Source organism: Variovorax sp. Root411 (assembly GCF_001425205.1).
Lineage (GTDB): Bacteria > Pseudomonadota > Gammaproteobacteria > Burkholderiales > Burkholderiaceae_C > Variovorax.
This window is the reverse complement of sequence record NZ_LMDW01000010.1, coordinates 1-17,052: the sequence shown is the minus strand read 5'-3', so window position 1 is coordinate 17,052 and position 17,052 is coordinate 1. Positions and strand designations below refer to the sequence as shown.

Sequence of the window (17,052 nt, the reverse complement as noted above, 5' to 3'; positions counted from 1 at the left end):
TCTCCTTTAGCGCACACCTCCAAGCGGGTCTGCGATTGAGGTCAGATGCTTCCTGCAGCCTGCGCATCAGGCAAGGACGGCCTCCGTCGGACTATTACCCTGCTTCTACGCTTGCTTCGGTTAAGGGTTGTTCGACACCTGCCCGCGTGACACCTCGATGCCGAGCATTACAACGGCCTGAGGGTAGGTGTTGGACAACCCTTAACCATAGCGGACATCTGACTCGGTGGCAAAAAGGGACACTTGGGCGGTGGTGGCGCTTAGAGTTACTCGCATTCGGGTGCCGAGCGATACCTCATTCCATCCCAAGGAAACGCGATACGACAACACGATGGCTCATCGGAACCAAGCCCTGAAATGTGTCGTTAGGAGGTGACGTCTAACAAGAAGCAAGAGCCGTGGATCGCACAGACAGTTGCGCTTGCCTCTCGGCCGTCAGTTCCGACCAATCGGAGTGTGTCCCCCAGAACGAAGTGAACAGGATGCACCGCGCCACCGTTGATAACCACGTTTTCGCCGTACACGTAGGTGCGATCTTGGGCATCGTGAATGAAGCTCAACTTGCCAAGCAAACCCGGTATAGCAGTCCAGCCGCGTTGACATATCACCCCGGTCGTCGCCGCATCAGCAGTCAACGAGAGAACCACTTCGGTTCCGTTTATCAAGACAGCTTGGCTTTTGAAGCCTCTACTCGCCGCGAAAGCTATCTGGGCGGGCAACGCGAGGCCGGTTCGGATGGTTCCGCTGCTGTCCGACACAAAGCGAAGGTAGGCACCTTCGGACGAGGCAATCACCAAATCCGCACCAGAAATTGACAAGCCCTGTTGATCTTGGACTCGGACTTGATAGGTCTCCTCATTCGCTTTCGATCTATTCGGGTCTAGAGCCATAGTCATGGCTAGGGTCACAGCGCCGCCAAGTTCTTGGCGGACTACATCGTTCAACTCAGAGAGTGCATGATCTTCGACACTTGATCCCTCCAGAAAACTCCATCTCTTGTCCCAGATCATCACACCGGTAGACGGTGTAGTAATCCTTTGCAATTCGAGTCGAGCCACGAGGTAGATGTCGGGGTCGAGCGCCGGATTGATGTGAATGATGAGCTTGATCGCGATCCACACCCCGTTGTCCGATGGAATTGATCCCGATGCTTCGACCCCCCAATGAATGTTCTGCCATGTCGCATGCACTGACATAAAGCGGGCCGCCGTTAATGCTTCAGCGACTTCCTCGCCAAGGGGACGTAGCCTCTCTCTAAGTCGGGCGCCTACAGCCATTCGCCGTTCATTCAAGGACTGCTCACGTGCAGTCCTTGCCTCATAGGCTGCCATGCGGGCGCCGAGCTTCGCGGCGAAAGCCTCTACATTGATCGAGATTGCTGGACGTGGTGCGCTTCCGGGCGGAGATAGCCAAGCTGCCAGGTTTTCAGCGAACGCCGCCATTGACGGACGCAGAGCAGGATCAAACTGGGTCGCAGCACAGATTAGCTTGTCTAGCTGCGCGGTTCGATCTTCAACCACGTACTCGTCCAGCCGAAACGCATCCACATCGGCCGTGTAGGCGCCCGGCAGCGGATACCTCTGCCCCGTCGCAAGTACCCAAAGTGTTTTTGCGAGAGAGAATACGTCCGCCGGCTTGCCGTCAGCGTCCTTTGCCTCGTTCAACATCTCTGGGGCTATGTAGTGAATCGGACCGATCCGTTCTTTGGTCGTAGTCTCTGCCGTCTTGTCTGCAAACAGCGCGAGTCCGAAGTCGCCTACATAGTAGCCACCATCGAGAGCAAACAGGTTGTCGGGCTTTATGTCTCGATGCGAGATTTTTCTCGCATGCATGTCGCGCAGGGTAACCGCGATATCCTTTACAGCCGCTACCACGTTGACCAAAGTGGCAGATGACCCAAGCGAGTCGGTCAATGATCTGGCAATGGGCATCACGAGCCATGCCGTACGATTTTGTATGTCTACGCTTGCGTCAAGCACGGGAAAGACGCCGCGAATGTCTGAGCAGCGCCGCATTGCCTCAATCTCGTCGGTGAATCTTTGCAACGACTTTCTAGTGGGGCGCATCAGGCGCTTCATGGCTGCGTTTACGCCATTGCGTTCGACTGCTACGACTTCGCCGTTCCCGCCCTTGCCAAGGCTCTTGCCGAGTTTCCATCCAGCGATCTCCATTTCTCTACGGCTACCTCTCTAAAAGAACTGTTGAGCATCTGCAAGGAGGCGGGGTATTCGGAGCTTGCACAGTTGCTGGGCATAAAAACTGAAGGACCGCTCTTGGCCGAGTTTTGCCGGATGCCCAGCGCCCGCCGCTGAGCGCTAGTGGAGAGTTGCGGCTTTCACCACGGAGTCGTCTACCTCGTTAAGGAAATCTCCAAGCTTGCGCGGCCGCGCGGAACCGACAAACGCAAATGACACCTCGAAGGGGTCGATCATCAACTCACCGTTGGGAAACTTTGAGAACCGGCCCACAACATACCTCGCGAAGGACTTCGAGCCCTTCACGTCGTTCACGAGCCAGCAACCTTTGTACTTCTGCACAAAGTACTCACCCACGAAGTACGCGACCCTCGCGGTCAACCAGACTCGGTCATCTTCATCCGCTGGCTCAAGATCGGCCAGCGCCGTCTCCAGATAGGGGGCGAACTGCTCTGCATGATTGAGGACTTCGTGCGGAGGTCGGATTCCGAGGCGGTCAACGAAATCCACCAGCACCGGCATCAACTCCTTGTAGAAGATCTCTAGCCCATCCTGGCGTCGCGCTAAAAGCTGCTCTTCATCCAATGTCATTTCATTTCCTTGAATCGCTCTTCCTGCGAACATTGAGCCGACACAGCGAACGGCCGCTGTTGGCCGACTTCGGCCGTGTAGCTGGCGGCCTCGCGATCGATCTTTAGCAGTCGCTTCCCAAAACTCTGTCCGTTCAGGCCATCCTTGAAAAACAAGTATGCCAAGGCCACCGCGATAGATGCGTACCCAACCAAATCAGAGAAATTTTTCGGGGTGTACAGATACGTCGGAAAGTTCACACCGAATAGCACGACAAAGAGTCCTACATAGTCGAGTGCCGCAGCCGCAAATCGACGCCACAACGGCGCCAGCGATGACTGGTCGAGCGGGAGTAGCGCAGAGGCGCTGGCAGCCACTGTAGAGAACGAGTGCTGAACATCCCGAGATGCCAGTTCAGCTTCTAGCACGACTTTGGCCTCAGGCGTCAGCTCAGTCGAGCGAAGACGGATCAACTCGTCGGTCTCGAGGCGGTCGTAGTGTTGCCTGAGATATGCGGCATCCATGTTTCCCTCCCTCCTTTTGAGGTTCTGATATTCCGCCGCCAGCGACGGCACTTAATCGATTGTTATCTAAGACTCGGTCAGCACGCATGCGCTTCGAGGGGCCAGGACGACCGACCGCTCCTGGCCGTGTGCTGACCGCTAGGTTACCAGGCCATGCTGTCGAAGAGCTGAGAGCCAACCATTCGGCGAAGGCCTGCCCGTGCGCCAGTGCCGCGTGCTCGCCGAAGAACTGCAGTCGTCCAGCGCGATGCAATTGCTCAAGCCCTTCGAGGAAGCGCCGTCGGAACAAACGTGAGAGCACGCGCACAGGCAAGAAGAAGCCAGGTCGGCAAGCGATCCAGGTCTTGCCGTCGGGCGCCAGACCGCCGCCAGGCACGATGCCGTGTATGTGCGGATGGTGCGTCAGGGCCGAGCCCCAGGTGTGGAGCACGAGCGTGGCACCGATGCGTGCGCCCAGATGCCTGGCATCGGCTGCGACCGGGTTTGCATTCGCTCGGGAACTGCGACGACATCGTGGTGGGAGCGAACCGCGTGGCTTCGATGGCCGAGTGCGGTCTCAGAGGCGCGTCGGCGCCTCTTTTCACCTATTCGTGCTTGGAGTGAGCGGTGCTTAATGATTCTCCGTGGGCGTAGTGAGCCTTGGTGTGCGCTTAATGTAGGGCGAATTTCGATGATCGCCTCGCAAAAGCGACGGCTTTACTCTTCGAGAAGCTGATACGGCCTGAGCTCCAATGCCAATGCGAGACGCTCAAGGTTGTCGAGTGAAATGTTGCGCGCTTGACGTTCAACGTGGGCGACGAAAGTCCGATGCAGTCCCGCTTCGAACGCCAGAGCCTCCTGCGACCATCCCTTCAACCCACGCTGCCGGATCAAATTCAACGCAAGCACTTCCCTTGCCGAGGCTTCGGGTTGCTTCGAAGAAGTCCTAGAACTAGTCACAGCGGAAGTCTTCGAGAAAGCTGCTTTTACGTCAGCCGCGTTTGAGTCACAATCGATAGGCCTACTGCTTCTGCGAAGGGTCTGTGTTCATGCGAAATGTCCGACTTCCGTCTCCGTTTCCCACCGGGCGATCGCCGACGCTGCCGGCGTCGATCACGCGCGTCAGATCGAGGCAACCCGCACCTGTCGTGCGTAGCCTGTCCGCGGCGCGCATCGGTGCGCAGGTGAGGGCGCTTCGCATGGCGGCCGATGTGTCTGGCGGTGAACTGGCCAAGACCTCGGGGATTTCTGCTTCGATGCTCTCGCGCATCGAGCGCGGGCTGGTCTCGCCTTCGGTGGAGACCTTGGAGCGTCTCGCGAATGGTTTGGGTGTGCCGGCGTCGCGCTTCTTCGGCGACCAGGCGCGACGCACGGACTTCTGCCATGTGCGCGCGGGGCAGGGCGTTGTCGTGGATCGCGTCGGCGCGGTTTCCGACTATCGCTACGAGCTGCTGGGGCATCTCCTGTCGGGCAACCTGTTCGTCGAGCCCTACCTGGTCACGCTGCTGCCCGGTGCCGATCCCTACGTGACCTTCCAGCATCCGGGCCTCAAGTTCCTGTACTTCCTGTCCGGGGAGGTCAGCTACCGCTACGGCGCCAAGGTGGTCTCGGTGAGGGCAGGGGACTCGCTGTTGTTCGAGGCGTCCGCGCTGCATGGGATCGAGGCGATCCATTCGGGGCCGGTTTCCTACCTTTCGGTGGTGTTCACGCTGCGCGAGTGAGGTGTGGCGGCAGGGCCTATCGGTCGTGACGGCCGTTCGCCTACGTTGATACCTTCCTTCCTTCCTTCCGCGCTCGCGCCGTGATGAACGGCGTCCCCCGGGCGGGGACCGGGACCGCGACCGACCACCACAGCGCAGGCGGTGGGCGTCAGGGCACGCGGTTACGCGTGGATCGTCGCGAAGTGCGGCGGGCACCTGCCGTCCGCCTGATCGCCGCTTGCTTCACAGGGCATGCCTGGGCTCTCCTGTGGCGAGATCGAAGCAGTGCCGGCGACCGATCATTCGGCGAAGGTGCCTCGAGCTCCTGATGGGGTCGGGGCTTTGCCTTGCGACGCGGTGGTCCCGTTGCCGCGCGCAAGCCGACGTGCCGTTTGGCCATGCTGCCAAAGGCTCGGGCGAATGGCGGACTCGGGGCGCAGCTGTCCGACGGGGGTTCGGGTGGCCGTGGAACGCCGGCTCCGGCTGGCGCGGCTCGCACCGCGCTTTCTTGCGATGTACCGCGCCGACGAGATCGGGCCCGACCGACTGCAGGCGCTGGCGCTGACGGACGTCCCCGCCGCGTAGGAGGCGGTCTGGGACGGATTGCCGCTTACGAGGCGCGCGGCGGCGCGGTCCGGCGCGATTTCTTCGCCGAGGAAGGGAACGACGATGGCGCGTACCTGGGCGATCCGGTGCTGCTGCAGGTGCTGGCCGTGAAAAGCTGCGCGCGCTCGCCGAGAAGGTGCGTGCGAAGGGCTGAGGCTGGGTGGAGTGCGTGGCGCAGGTCGATGGCCTCGCGCTGCGCCGCCATGGGCAGGCCTCGCAGACACCGCGCGTGATGACGCCGAGGAAGCGCCAGCCGTGGCGGCGACGGAGGCAGAGCGAAACCGCGTTGCCGAGGCGCTCGACGCAGTGCAAGCGCAGCTCGACGATGCCGGCGGCCAGTCCTGCGTCGCGGCCGTCGCACCGGCTGCCTCGCTGGCGCAAACACTGCGGATGACCTGATGTATAGCATTTGCTATACAATCGGGCCATGAAGACGACCCAACTCCCTCCGGTCCGGGTGACGGCCGCAGTTCGAGAACAGATCGAAGGCGTGCTGCTCGATGGCGAAACGCTGTCGCATTTTGTTGAGCAGGCTTCGATCGATGCGGCGCGGCGTCGCAAGGCGCAGCAGGAATTCGTGGCGCGTGGACGCGCGTCGCTTGCCCGCGCGCTTGAGACGGGCGAGTCCTATGCGGCAGACCAGATCCTCGAGGCGATGAAGTCCCGGCTCGACATTGCACGCAAGGCGATCGAAACGGAGCGGGGCGGCGTCTCCACACGGCGCCCGTGACATACGTCGTGCGGTTGACGCGCGAAGCGGTGGAAGATCTGCAGCGTCTTGAAGCCTTTCTTCTTGATGTCGCGCTCAAGCATGGAGACTGGGAGTTGCCGGACCGCGCGCTCCTGGCCATCCGAAGGGAGTTCCGAATCCTGGAGACCAATCCCTTCACTTGTCGAATTGCCTTCGACGACCGGCTGGAGCGGGAACTTGTCATTCCATTTGGCGCTTCAGGCTACGTCGCGTTGTTTCATGTCGTCAGCGAAAGGGAGATCGTGGTGTCTGCCATTCGGCATCAGCGAGAGGACGACTATCACTGAAAGTGAGCTCGACGCAGCGATCGCGATGGGTAATGCTAGCCTCGACCCCCAATGCGTTGCAATCGACGAAGCCGATTCCGCGACCGCTGAAGGGAAGGGCATCTGTGCCGCCGTTATCGTTGCATCTGTGAACGCCTTGGGACATCACTGCTCCGATGGCGTGGGCCAAGACTTCAGCGGGCAACGCTCAGATTGCACCACCCGAAGGTTACATCGACCGAGCAAGCGGCCGAGCACCGCGACCGGTGTGCGAGGCCGTCAACGTCGAAGCTGCGCCTCGTTGATTGCAAGTCTCGTGAGCCCACCGCCGAGCCAAGTGCTGTCAGCTCAGGGGGGCATCGCGCGGCGGATTCCCGCGCCTCGCGGTGGGGACGCGGTGCGGGGCTGGCGCCTCGAACTCAAATCGCACGATGCGGGGTCCTTTGGGGCGCTGCGAAGGGTGGGGTGAGCTTGCCTGTGAGCCCCGAGGCTACCCCCTCGTTCTCGCGTTCAAGGCCCTGCGCGCGCTGCGCGTGCTCGGCGCGTACCGCGCGCCTGCGGCGGCCTTGAGCGCTGCGCTGCGACGGGGTGGCGGGGGCACGCAGGCAATCCCCCCTGTGTCTTCCACAGGAGTTCATCGTCATGAACGCTTCGTCTTCTTTCTCTTCTTCCTCCTCTTGCTTTTCTTCTTCCGTTTCGTCGTCGTCGTCGGCTGGCGAGGCTGCCGGCACGCTCTCATCGCGCGATCTGCGGGTGCTCGAGGCGCTGCGACCTTTCCTGGGCGTGGAGTCCGAGGCGCTGTTCGAGGCGCAGGGGCGCTCGCTGCACCGGCTCAACTGCAGAAGTCCGACTTCAAGAGCGGGATCATCGAGGCCTTCTACCAAGGCATGAAGCACCGCCCCGACAGCACCGTGGGTACCTTCAACGATGACTTCATCGCTTGCAGGATCCGCACTTCCACCGGGTCGACATGTGCGCCGTCATTCATGCGTCGAAGTGGCATGGGTGAACCTGCGGGCCGAGAGCTAGCGCCTTTTCTACGGGTTCTGCTCACTCACACTGGCGTCTTCGGGAGTGAGTTTCTGGAGCATGCCGCGCAACCGCGCGACGACCTCGACGAGGTCCAGAGCCTCGAGTCGATTCTTTTTCAGGAAGGCAGCCCATTGCCTTTGCTTCGCAGCATCCTGCACGAATGCGTCGCTCAATCCCGAGGGGAGGGTGGTGGGTACCGCCAGTCTCCGCCGATCGAACGTGGCCTCGACTGCGCGGCGCAGTTCGGCGGTTTCCAAGACATCCTCGGCGAGCAGTATCCAGAGATCGAAGTAGTCCTTCAAGCGGGTATTGGCCATGCCCAGAAGGCACACTGCGTGAAACTTCTCGGCTACCACCGTGTATTTCGGGTAGGAGTGCAGTTGCGGGGCGGGTAGGTCTCCGAGGAGCACAGGGTAGCTCACCGCTTGCGGCGCTGGCGTGACTGCATCGCCAAAACCGATGTCCATCTGCAGCGCGATGCGTGCACCATCCAGCTTCGCCTGCAGGTCGATTCGAACGCCGCCATAGCCCGCCTCCTTGCGGATCACCGAGCCCTTGACCGAGGCAGGATCGAAGGCGATGCCATCCGCCACCTCGATCTGGCAGATCTCGCGGAACACCGACACAGCGGTGTCGATGTCGTGTGGGCCGAACCCCGAAGGTCCGCATCGCGCGTCGGCCGATGCGGCTGGTCGTACCACAGAGAAAACAGCAGCGCGCCCTTGAGCAGGTAGTTGGTGGCATGCGCCGAGACCGACAGCCGGTACAGCAGCCGTTCCAATCCATAGTGGGTCAGCGTCAGGTTGAAATCCTGCTTCGTGACATCGGCGTGCTGCTTCAAGCGGGCCCGGATGGAGGCCGCGAGGTTGCGGCTCATGCGGTGACACTTTCCAGATAGGGCCGCATGACGTTGACCACGCGATCCACTCTGGCGTAGTGCCAGAGCGCATCCATCGTCAGCTTGCGCTGCGACCAGCCATCGTGCAGCGCTTCCAGTGCCACGTCCAGGCCGATCTTGTTGCGGTACTTGAAACAGTCGACGACCGTCTTGGCCGCGTTGAACACCGGGACCTTCACGCCGTCGATCTCGACCGGCTCAATGCCTTCGGTCAGCGCCGTCCCCGACATGCGTACCACGCGCAGAGCAGGCTGGTCCAGCCGGGGTGTGGGCGAGTGATGGGGGATCGCCAACCAGGCCTCGAACGGGGCCTGCGTGCCGATGCCATGGACGCGCAGCGCCGACAGCAGGCATACCACGCCACGCGGCACGCGCAGGGCTACCTCGGCCAGAGACCGGTGCTCGCCGAGCGCGCGTCCCGGCAGGCTGTACACGCCGCGGGCGATGCGCTCGAGCTTGCCGGCTGAAACCAGTCTGCTGAGCATCACTGTCGGCAGGCCCTGCTCAGCCAGTTCGCGCGCGCGCAGCAGTGGTCGACGCCCGGCGAGCGCGAGCACGGCTTGTTCGAGCGTTGGATTCGAGTCCATCCTGAAGTATGTTGCAATAATTAGTCATTTGTCAATAAATGACTAGATAATGCAATGGCTGTTGGCGCCGACCGGAAACTGAGCCAGTGGGGATGCGGACAAAAACTTGGAGGGCCGACGGTCGGAATGATGATGGGATTGGGACCAGTCACGGAGCAGCTCCTTGCTGAATGGCAAGAGCCCTGTGGTCTGGCATCCCCGGTAGCGGCCGTCCTCCTCGCGGAGGTGGGATGCCAGAACACAGGGCTCTGGGTTGGTTGTCTTGGCCGCTACCCGTTGACGAGGTGATCGTCCTCGGGAGAGCCGCGGCGCACGACCCCTACAGGGGGGCCATGACTCCCCCCAAGACCTCACGTATGCTTCGCCAAAATATTCGGAAAGCTAAGATAAATGGCGCACTTCCTGAGGGACAAGAAAATCCGCTCGGTCACCGTGACCGAGGACACCGTGCGCGAGCTGTGCGACATCTTCTGGGCTAGGACAGGCATCCCAACCCAGACGGTGAATCAGACGGAGGAGGTGAAGGCTCCGATGTTCGTGATCCGCTTCGACAACCGTGGCTACAAGGCCTACACAGCCGACGATGTGATTGGCTATTGGAAGCAGGCCGCCAAAGTCGAACGCTTGGTCCTCACGGTCGAGTCAATGGAAAGCATCAAGACCAATAGAGCGGCAGGATCTTTCCTGGAGTTGAAGCTGGATGCCGGTGACGACAATGCTTGCTGGCTCGTGTCCTCATCCGAAAGCAAAGACTGGATGGACGGTTCGTTTTCCGCAGTGGACGACTGCCTTAAGAAGTGCAACAACCACAGTGGGGTAGTTCGAACTCCCTGGACGCCGCTATTGATTCAGGTCGTCGGCACGTTGCTCGTTCTGGCATTCAGCCTTTGGCAGGCCGTGAAACTCGCGCCTCGTTTGAACGTGGACAACCCCGCGCTGGTTGGCTTCATTGTTTTATTCTTTTTCTATCTGCCAATCTGGCAATTCCTCCACAACATTGCGGGCCGCGCAATTGGCGCCATGGCTCCCAACATCAAATTCTTCAGGCCGACGCGCAGCCTTCACTGGTTCGGCCAATTCCTGATTGGCGTTGCCGTGACCGCTGGGATCGGCGCGGCAGGCGCCGGGCTGGTCAGTCTGTTCGGAGCGCTGATTAAGGCGTCCCCGTAGCCCAGTAGACCGACACTTCGCTCAGGCTGGCACGTTGTCCGTGGGGCGTGCCGTCTCGATGCCGTCCATGCCGTTGGCCCCTTCCCCCGCACGTGCAGGGAACGTCGGGCTGGTGTTCTCGCGCACGGGCAGCGCGGCGCTCGCCTCCCCCTGCGCCTCGGGCGCCACCAGCGCAGGCCCCTGCCCCTGGATGTACGGGTCCTTGATGTTCATGGCCGCCGTCTGCGCTGGCGTCGGGAAGTTCGGATCGTCGCCGCCCTGCATGGGCCGCTTGTAGCCGGCACCCTGCATGATGGCGTCCGCGATGGGCGCGACCATGGGCATCTGCGCCACCTGCGCGCCACCCTGCATCGCCGCGAAGGCAGCCTGCACGCCCACCTGCACCGCATCGGCCATCAGCTTGCGGATCTCGGCTTCGGTCTTGCGCTCCTTCATGTCCAGCTCGCGCGCCTTGAGGTCGTTGCCGGCCTTGGCCAGCGCGTCGGCCACGGCCTTCTGGATGCGCTTCTCCACCTGCTCGGGCGACTCCTGCGCCGCGGCGTTGCGCAGGGCCTCCACGAGGGCGCGCTTGAACGGCACGTCCATGAGGCTGGCCAGGAACGGCATCGCGGCCGCCTGGTACTGCGGCGGCAGGCTCTTGATCGACTCGGACAACGCATTGAGCTGCTGGCCGCGGTAGGTCGGCGAGCTGGGCACGTCCTGGAGGCCGACTTGCAGCATGGTGCGCTGCAGGTCGTTGGAGAGGTAGGGAACGCCGGTGAGTGGGTCTGCCTCTGGCTTGTTGAGCACCACGGTGCGCGCCGGCGTCACGTCGTCGCCCTCGATGACGACCGCGTGCTGGCTCGACCCGATGTCCTGCACGATCATCGCCACGAGCATGTCGCCCACCTGCGTGCGCGCCCGCTTCTGGTTGCCCATCATGTGCGCGAGGGACTGGTTGGCCTGGTCTACCTGGGTCTGCTCCTGCACGCCGCTGTTTGCCGTGCCGCGACGGCCGGAGAACGCGCCCGCGGCCGCCGGGTTGATTCGCTCGATGGCGTTGCGCGCGTTCTGAAGCTGCTCGAGCTGCTGTGCGTTCGCCTGGAAGTCGCGCTTCACCTCGAACTTCGCGCCAGGCTGTGCCATGTGGGCCGCATTCAGCACGATGTCCGCGTCGGGCCCTACCAAGAGGTGGTTCATGTATTCATATGAAGACAGAATTCGAGCCGCCAGGCGCTGGTCCAGACGGCCACGCCGTCGAGCACTTCTTCGATCGCATCCTCGGCTGAGCGGCCGTCGCGTCGCAGGACGCCGAATCCATGGTCGGCACCGTCGATCTCCATCACGGTGGCCCAAGAGCCCAGGCGTCGGCGCACGGGACGCAACTGGTCCTGCTCGGCCAATTTGTCTCGCGTGCCCTGGATGAAGAGCATCGGCACCTGGATCTCGGTCAGGTGCTCGGCGCGGATGTTGGAGGGCTTGCCCGCCGGATGCAGCGGGAAGCCAAGGAAAACCAAACCCTGGACGTCCGGCAGCGGATCGAGCGCCTGGGCCTGGGAGGTCATTCGGCCACCGAACGACTTGCCGCCGGCAAAGAGCCGGAGCGGCCCGAAATGCGCATGTGCACGTTGCACGGCGGCGCGCACGGTGGCGTGGGCCAGCGCGGGCGCATCGGTGCGCCGGCTGCCGCGTTCCATGTACGGAAACTGGTAGCGCAGCGTCGCGATGCGCCGCTTCGCCAGCCCGGCCGCGACGGTTTCCATGAAGGGGTGCGTCATGCCCGCGCCCGCCCCATGTGCAAAGACGAAACAGGCGTCGGGATCGGCTGGCGCCAGTGCCAGTGCGGACACCGCGATGTCCGATGTGACGGGGATGGTGAGGCGCTCTGTTTTCATCGTCGTTTCGTTGGGGCACCCGTGCCGGGAGTCCCGGATTGTGATCCGCGAGCGTCGCTGAAGCGGAATGCAGTGGTGCCCCTTTGTCCGACGCAGAGGGATGACCTCGCGTGGCCGGCGCACTTTAGCGTGGAAGTCCGCGCGAGGCAGGCGGAACGCGGCTTGTGCGGCCCGGGGCCGCAGTCCCGCGGTGTCGCAAAGCCGCCAATCGTCGACCCTTTGGAGGGTGGGGTGGGCTTGCCTGTGAGCCCCGAGGCTACCCCCTCGTTCTCGCGTTCAAGGCCCTGCGCGCGCTGCGCGTGCTCGGCGCGTGCCGCGCGCCTGCGGCGGCCTTGAGCGCTGCGCTGCGACGGGGTCGCGGGGGCACGCAGGCAATCCCGCCTGTGCCTTCCACAGGAGTTCATCGTCATGAACGCTTCGTCGTCTTCGATGTCTTCGTCTTCCTCCTTCACTTCCCCAGTTTCTTTCACGCCGCGCGAGGTCGGTATTCTTGAGGCGCTGCGTCCGTTTCTCGGCGCCGATGCCGAGGTGTTGTATGGGGCGCACGGGCGCTCGCTGCACCGGCTGGTCTGCCACGCGCGCGACGCATCCACGGTCGGTTGCTTGCAGCTGATGTCAGGTCTGCGCCTGGCGCGTGTGTGAACGGCGGTCAGGAACCGCGCTTATCCGGCGGTGAGACGGCGGTTTTGGACGAGGCGTGCAGAAGCTCGGCTTTGTTGTCGATGGCTTGATGCACGAGAGACGCCTGAGCAGGCCGCCCTGCAGGGCGGCCTGCTCAGGCGTTGGCGATCGACGATCGTGGCGTTGTCGGGGAGTTGGCGTGAGCCCGGGAGGGCTGGGCCGGTTGAGCGCGTGGGGGCAGACGGTATCCGCGGACGTGGAGTAGAACCACGGCGTGCCCCGAGTCATAGGCGGGCACGGCGTCGGCCCTGATAGCCGGGAAGCATTAGCACCGAACGCCGTGCCCTACACCGGAGCCAAAGCTGCGGATGCAGCGCCAGTGTTGCATTGCTGGACGTCCTCGTCCAGTGCGATGCGGGGCGCCGCGTCGAGCTTGGGCGCTCTCGGGGGAGAGCTTCTCCCGAGGAGAGACGCGCCTGGCCGACCATCCTGCCCGCCTGTTCGTATGCGCGCGTTGCCATGCGCAGGTGCTGCTGTGCAGCCGCTGCGATCGCGGCCAGCGCTATTGCGGCCGCGCCTGTTCCCGCGCGGCGCGCAGCGCGTCGCGGCGCGAGGCCGCCGAGCGCTACCAGCGTAGTCGTGCCGGGCGCATCGCTCACGCTGCGCGTTCTCGCCGCTGGCGACAGCGCCAACGCGAGGTCGACCGGCTCGCCTGTGACGGGGACGTCGCGGCCAGTACCGCCATCAATTTCGTGACGCACCAGGGTTCCCCGGTCACGGCCCTCGATGCTCCACTGACCCCGAACGAGCAAGCCGCCGAAGCCGTCGTCGTTGCCAAGCCCACATCGATCGCCTGGGCACTCTGCCGACGCTGCGCGGCGGCACTGTCGCCCTGGGCTCGCCTGGGCTTCCTGCGCCACGGCCGCGGCACGCGCTGGCCCGTTCGCGTCGTCGAACCCTGCCCTTGAAGGAGTCACCTTGGTCATTCCAGCCGACCTGAGCGCGCAGATCCTGCGCCTGTACCAAGCCGAGCACTGGCGCGTGGGCACCATCGCCAGCCAACTACACGTGCATCGCAGCACCGTGCAGCGCGTGCTCGCGCAGGCGGGGCTGCCGACCGAGGCCTCGCCGCTGCGACCCAGCCGGGTCGACCCGTACCGCCCCTTTATCCTCCAGACCCTGGCCAAGTTCCCCACGCTCACTGCCGCGCGGCTGTTCGTGATGGTGCACGAGCGCGGCTACCGCGGCAGTCCCGAGCACTTCCGCCACGTCATCGCTGGCCTGCGCCCGCGGCCCACTGCCGAGGCGTTCCTGCGCCTGCGCACGCTGGTGGGCGAGCAAGCGCAAGTCGACTGGGGCCACTTCGGCCACCTGCAGATCGGCCGCGCGAGGCGCCCTCTGATGGCCTTCGTGATGGTGCTGAGCTACTCGCGGCGCATCTTCCTGCGCTTCTTCCTCGACGCCCGCATGGACAGCTTCCTGCGTGGCCACATCGAGGCCTGCGCCGCCTTCAACGGCTGTGCCAGGGTCGTCCTGTACGACAACCTCAAGAGCGCCGTGCTCGAGCGCGTGCGTGACGCGATCCGTTTCAACCCCGAGTTGCTCGCCCTGGCCGCCCACTACCGTTTCGAGCCGCGTCCTGTCGCGGTGGCGCGCGGCAATGAGAAGGGTCGCGTGGAGCGCAGCATCCGTTACATCCGCGACAGCTTCTTCGCCGCACGCGAGTTCGTCGACCTGGCCGACCTCAATGCGCAGGCGCGCGCCTGGTGCGAGGGCCCGGCCTGCGACCGGCGCTGGCCCGAGGACAGCCGGCTCAGCGTGGGCGAGGCGTTCGAGCTTGAACGTGCCAGCCTGCTGGCCTTGCCGCAGCGCGAGTTCGCGCTCGGTGAGCGTGTGGCGGTGCAGGTCGGCAAGACGCCCTATGTTCGCTTCGACCTGAATGACTACTCGGTGCCGCACACGCATGTGCGTCGCACGCTCGCCGTCGTCGCCGATGAGCACCGCGTGCGCATCTTCGACGGCACGGCCGAGCTCGCCGCCCACGCGCGCAGCTACGACGCCGGCGCCCAGATCGAGGACGCGGCCTACATCGCCGCGCTCATCGAACGCAAGCACCAGGCCCACGCGCACCGCGGCGTCGACCGTCTCGCCCACGCCGCGCCAGCGAGCGCGGCCTTGCTCGAGCGCGCGGCCGAGCGTGGTCACAACCTGGGCACCGTCACCGCGGCGCTGCTGCGCCTGCTCGATCGCTACGGCGCTGCCGCGCTGCAAGCAGCCATCGGCTGCGCGCTGGCCCAGGGCGTGCCGCATCCGAACGCTGTGCGGCTCGCCCTGGAGCGTGCGCGCGAGGAGCAGGGCCTGCCGCCGCCGACCGCCCTGCATCTGAGCGAGGACGTCGCGCGTCGCGACGCGCCGGTGCGCTCGCATGCGCTGGCTTCCTACGACCGCATCGGCCCCGCCGACGAAGGAGCGTCCCATGACGAGTAATCCCCCGGTGAGCGACCGCGCCGTGATCGACCCCGACGAGTTGCACACGCTGGCCACGAACCTTCGCCTGCACGGCCTGCTGGTCCACTGGCCCGAGGTGATGGCCGAGCCCGAGTCGGCGCGCCGCATCGCGCAGTGGCTGGGCTGGGAAGCCGACGAGCGCGGCCGCCGCAGCCTCGAGCGCCGTCTGCGCGATGCTCACATCGGCCGCTTCAAGCCGCTCGCCGACTTCGACTGGAACTGGCCCGCGCAGGTCGACCGCGCCGCGGTTGAAGACCTCATGACGCTGCAGTTCCTCGCCGACGCGAGCAACGTCGTCCTCGTCGGCCCCAACGGTGTGGGCAAGACGATGTGCGCGTGCAACCTGGGCTACCAGGCAGTGCTCGCCGGCCACACGGCTCTGTTCGTCACGGCCGGGCAGTTGCTCGGCGACCTCGCGGCATTGGACAGCGACTCGACACTGCGCCGGCGCCTGCGTCACTACGCGGCGCCCGACCTGCTCGTCATCGACGAGGTCGGCTACCTGTCGTACTCCAACCGCCACGCCGACCTGCTGTTCGAGCTCGTCAGTCGCCGCTACCAGACCAAGAGCACCGTCATCACTACGAACAGAGCGTTTGCCGAATGGGGCGAGGTCTTCCCCAGCGCGGCCTGCGTCGTCTCGCTGGTCGACCGGCTCATGCACCGCGCCGAGGTCGTGCGCATCGAGGGCGAGTCATACCGCGCCAAGGAAGCACATGAGCGGCTGGCTGCGCGCACGAAGCAACGTGCGGTCAAGCCCACCGCCGCGCGCAAGGGCCAGTCGTGAAGCGCCGGAAAGTCGTGGCGCCGGCGCTGCCTACGCACTGGTCCCCCGAGCAGGCGCTGGCCGTCTTCGAGTGCCTGCACGCCATGCGAGAGAGCTTGTGGGCCATGTACGGGCCTCAGGTGCAGCAGGCTTGGCGCGAGCAACTCGTGCCCGGCCAGCCGCAGCCGGCCTTCGATCCCAACGAGCCGTTCTGATCGTCGCCGAATAACGGCGCCGGTCATCATCGGCGACGTCTTCATCAGGGCCGCTTCGCGGCCCTTGACACTGGTCGCGCCGAAATCCTTGCCCGTGATCCAAAACCGCCACCTCGCCGCCGAATAGAGGCGGGTTCTGACCGCCGTTAACACGCGTGAGCTGCTCGGCGAAGAACTGCGGCCGTCGGAGGCATTCCACGCGCACCATGCGGTCTTCGACTCTCTCAAGCTGCACTGTGCGCAACAGCCGCACGAGAGTTTCTCGGTGCTGCAACAGCTGTTTCTTGGAGACGTCCGTTCGGGTCCGAAGCGGCCCATTAACATCAAACAGGCTAATGATCGATATTTATCGTCGATCAAAGTTATAATGGTACCGGTTGCAATGGCAGTGGTTTATTCGTGCCGTACGCAACTCCTGGTCATGAGGCGAAACTCGCCCCGTGCGGGCTCCGTATTGCGACCTTCGTCGCCTTGTTGGTCTGTAGAGCTGCAGCCAACCGAGTTCCTAGTTGGCTCACGCAGGTTGGTTCAAGCCTGCGAATCCCGGATAAATTAGATTCCAAATATCGGCATTTCCATGGGCAAGTTCGTCGTTTCGCCCTCGACACATCCGACCGACTGTGGCCGTTTTCGCGCCTCTTTCTCGGTCCATCGATCTCAGGGGAACGGCAGCTCATGCCGAGTGTTCCAGCTCTGTCAGGCGACACGACAAACTGCCCCCCTGACGACATGAGGAATTGACCCCCCTCATGGCAGGAGGCCAAGATGGAAGGCAACGTGTTCGAGCAAG

General features: G+C 63.7%; 17 protein-coding genes and 2 pseudogenes. 10 read left to right on the top strand and 9 right to left on the bottom strand.

Annotated elements, in window-relative coordinates:
- Positions 1 to 365: 365 nt before the first annotated feature.
- The 5 genes and pseudogenes from ASC92_RS11020 to ASC92_RS11005 all read right to left on the bottom strand — a co-directional run bounded on the left by ASC92_RS11020 (position 366) and on the right by ASC92_RS11005 (position 4,177).
- Positions 366 to 2,171, bottom strand: coding sequence for a serine/threonine protein kinase (locus ASC92_RS11020; RefSeq protein ID WP_082519573.1), 1,806 nt, complete (start codon positions 2,169 to 2,171; stop codon positions 366 to 368).
- 144 nt (positions 2,172 to 2,315) lie between these two features.
- Positions 2,316 to 2,786: a hypothetical protein gene (locus tag ASC92_RS11015; protein WP_056514705.1), complete on the bottom strand. Its 471-nt coding sequence runs from the start codon at positions 2,784 to 2,786 to the stop codon at positions 2,316 to 2,318.
- Positions 2,783 to 3,289 carry an RDD family protein gene (locus ASC92_RS11010; RefSeq protein ID WP_056514702.1) on the bottom strand — a complete coding sequence of 169 codons (507 nt, stop codon included), beginning with the start codon at positions 3,287 to 3,289 and terminating at the stop codon, positions 2,783 to 2,785. Before ASC92_RS11010 ends, ASC92_RS11015 begins: the two co-directional genes overlap by 4 nt.
- 151 nt (positions 3,290 to 3,440) lie before the next feature.
- A pseudogene (locus ASC92_RS28015) lies at positions 3,441 to 3,767 on the bottom strand (transposase); the annotation flags it as partial.
- 218 nt (positions 3,768 to 3,985) lie between these two features.
- Positions 3,986 to 4,177: a helix-turn-helix transcriptional regulator gene (locus ASC92_RS11005; RefSeq protein ID WP_321164582.1), complete on the bottom strand. Its 192-nt coding sequence runs from the start codon at positions 4,175 to 4,177 to the stop codon at positions 3,986 to 3,988.
- 239 nt (positions 4,178 to 4,416) lie between these two features.
- Between ASC92_RS11005 and ASC92_RS11000 the strand changes: the two genes are divergently transcribed.
- The 4 genes from ASC92_RS11000 (at position 4,417) to ASC92_RS10985 (ending at position 6,612) form a co-directional block, all read left to right on the top strand.
- Positions 4,417 to 4,989, top strand: coding sequence for a helix-turn-helix domain-containing protein (locus tag ASC92_RS11000; RefSeq protein ID WP_056514694.1), 573 nt, complete (start codon positions 4,417 to 4,419; stop codon positions 4,987 to 4,989).
- Between the two features lie 840 nt (positions 4,990 to 5,829).
- Positions 5,830 to 5,973 carry a hypothetical protein gene (locus tag ASC92_RS28575; protein ID WP_157609041.1) on the top strand — a complete coding sequence of 48 codons (144 nt, stop codon included), beginning with the start codon at positions 5,830 to 5,832 and terminating at the stop codon, positions 5,971 to 5,973.
- Positions 5,974 to 6,001: 28 nt separating this feature from the next.
- On the top strand, positions 6,002 to 6,304 hold the full coding sequence (locus ASC92_RS10990) for a YlcI/YnfO family protein (protein ID WP_056514687.1): 303 nt from the start codon (positions 6,002 to 6,004) through the stop codon (positions 6,302 to 6,304).
- Positions 6,301 to 6,612 carry a type II toxin-antitoxin system RelE/ParE family toxin gene (locus ASC92_RS10985; protein ID WP_056514685.1) on the top strand — a complete coding sequence of 104 codons (312 nt, stop codon included), beginning with the start codon at positions 6,301 to 6,303 and terminating at the stop codon, positions 6,610 to 6,612. The genes ASC92_RS10990 and ASC92_RS10985 overlap by 4 nt, the downstream gene beginning before the upstream one ends.
- A gap of 1,016 nt (positions 6,613 to 7,628) precedes the next feature.
- On the opposite strand, the pseudogene ASC92_RS10980 reads toward ASC92_RS10985, so the two are convergent.
- Positions 7,629 to 8,500 (bottom strand): annotated as a pseudogene (locus ASC92_RS10980) (nucleotidyl transferase AbiEii/AbiGii toxin family protein).
- Positions 8,497 to 9,108 carry a type IV toxin-antitoxin system AbiEi family antitoxin domain-containing protein gene (locus ASC92_RS10975; RefSeq protein WP_056514682.1) on the bottom strand — a complete coding sequence of 204 codons (612 nt, stop codon included), beginning with the start codon at positions 9,106 to 9,108 and terminating at the stop codon, positions 8,497 to 8,499. The pseudogene ASC92_RS10980 and the gene ASC92_RS10975 overlap by 4 nt, the downstream one beginning before the upstream one ends.
- A gap of 390 nt (positions 9,109 to 9,498) precedes the next feature.
- On the opposite strand from ASC92_RS10975, the gene ASC92_RS10970 reads away from it, so the two are divergent.
- Positions 9,499 to 10,278, top strand: a complete 780-nt coding sequence (locus ASC92_RS10970) for a hypothetical protein (RefSeq protein ID WP_056514679.1) — start codon at positions 9,499 to 9,501, stop codon at positions 10,276 to 10,278.
- Between the two features lie 21 nt (positions 10,279 to 10,299).
- Here the strand turns inward: ASC92_RS10970 and ASC92_RS10965 are convergent, their stop codons facing one another.
- Together ASC92_RS10965 and ASC92_RS10960 are read right to left on the bottom strand one after the other, a co-directional pair.
- Positions 10,300 to 11,457 carry a hypothetical protein gene (locus ASC92_RS10965; RefSeq protein WP_235505781.1) on the bottom strand — a complete coding sequence of 386 codons (1,158 nt, stop codon included), beginning with the start codon at positions 11,455 to 11,457 and terminating at the stop codon, positions 10,300 to 10,302.
- Entirely contained in the window at positions 11,454 to 12,152 is a 699-nt protein-coding gene (locus ASC92_RS10960; protein WP_056514675.1) for an alpha/beta family hydrolase, read from the bottom strand. Before ASC92_RS10960 ends, ASC92_RS10965 begins: the two co-directional genes overlap by 4 nt.
- A 408-nt stretch (positions 12,153 to 12,560) precedes the next feature.
- On the opposite strand from ASC92_RS10960, the gene ASC92_RS10955 reads away from it, so the two are divergent.
- The 5 genes from ASC92_RS10955 to ASC92_RS10935 all read left to right on the top strand — a co-directional run bounded on the left by ASC92_RS10955 (position 12,561) and on the right by ASC92_RS10935 (position 16,262).
- Positions 12,561 to 12,794, top strand: a complete 234-nt coding sequence (locus tag ASC92_RS10955; RefSeq protein ID WP_157609040.1) for a hypothetical protein — start codon at positions 12,561 to 12,563, stop codon at positions 12,792 to 12,794.
- A 506-nt stretch (positions 12,795 to 13,300) separates the two neighbouring features.
- Positions 13,301 to 13,741: a hypothetical protein gene (locus ASC92_RS10950; protein ID WP_056514669.1), complete on the top strand. Its 441-nt coding sequence runs from the start codon at positions 13,301 to 13,303 to the stop codon at positions 13,739 to 13,741.
- A gap of 10 nt (positions 13,742 to 13,751) precedes the next feature.
- A complete protein-coding gene (gene istA, locus ASC92_RS10945; protein WP_056514665.1) occupies positions 13,752 to 15,260 on the top strand; it encodes an IS21 family transposase in 1,509 nt (502 codons plus the stop codon).
- Between the two features lie 22 nt (positions 15,261 to 15,282).
- Positions 15,283 to 16,068: an IS21-like element helper ATPase IstB gene (gene istB / locus ASC92_RS10940; protein ID WP_414820407.1), complete on the top strand. Its 786-nt coding sequence runs from the start codon at positions 15,283 to 15,285 to the stop codon at positions 16,066 to 16,068.
- Positions 16,065 to 16,262 (top strand): hypothetical protein, encoded by a 198-nt coding sequence (locus ASC92_RS10935; protein WP_082519572.1) that lies wholly within the window; start codon positions 16,065 to 16,067, stop codon positions 16,260 to 16,262. Before istB ends, ASC92_RS10935 begins: the two co-directional genes overlap by 4 nt.
- Positions 16,263 to 17,052 lie beyond the last annotated feature (790 nt).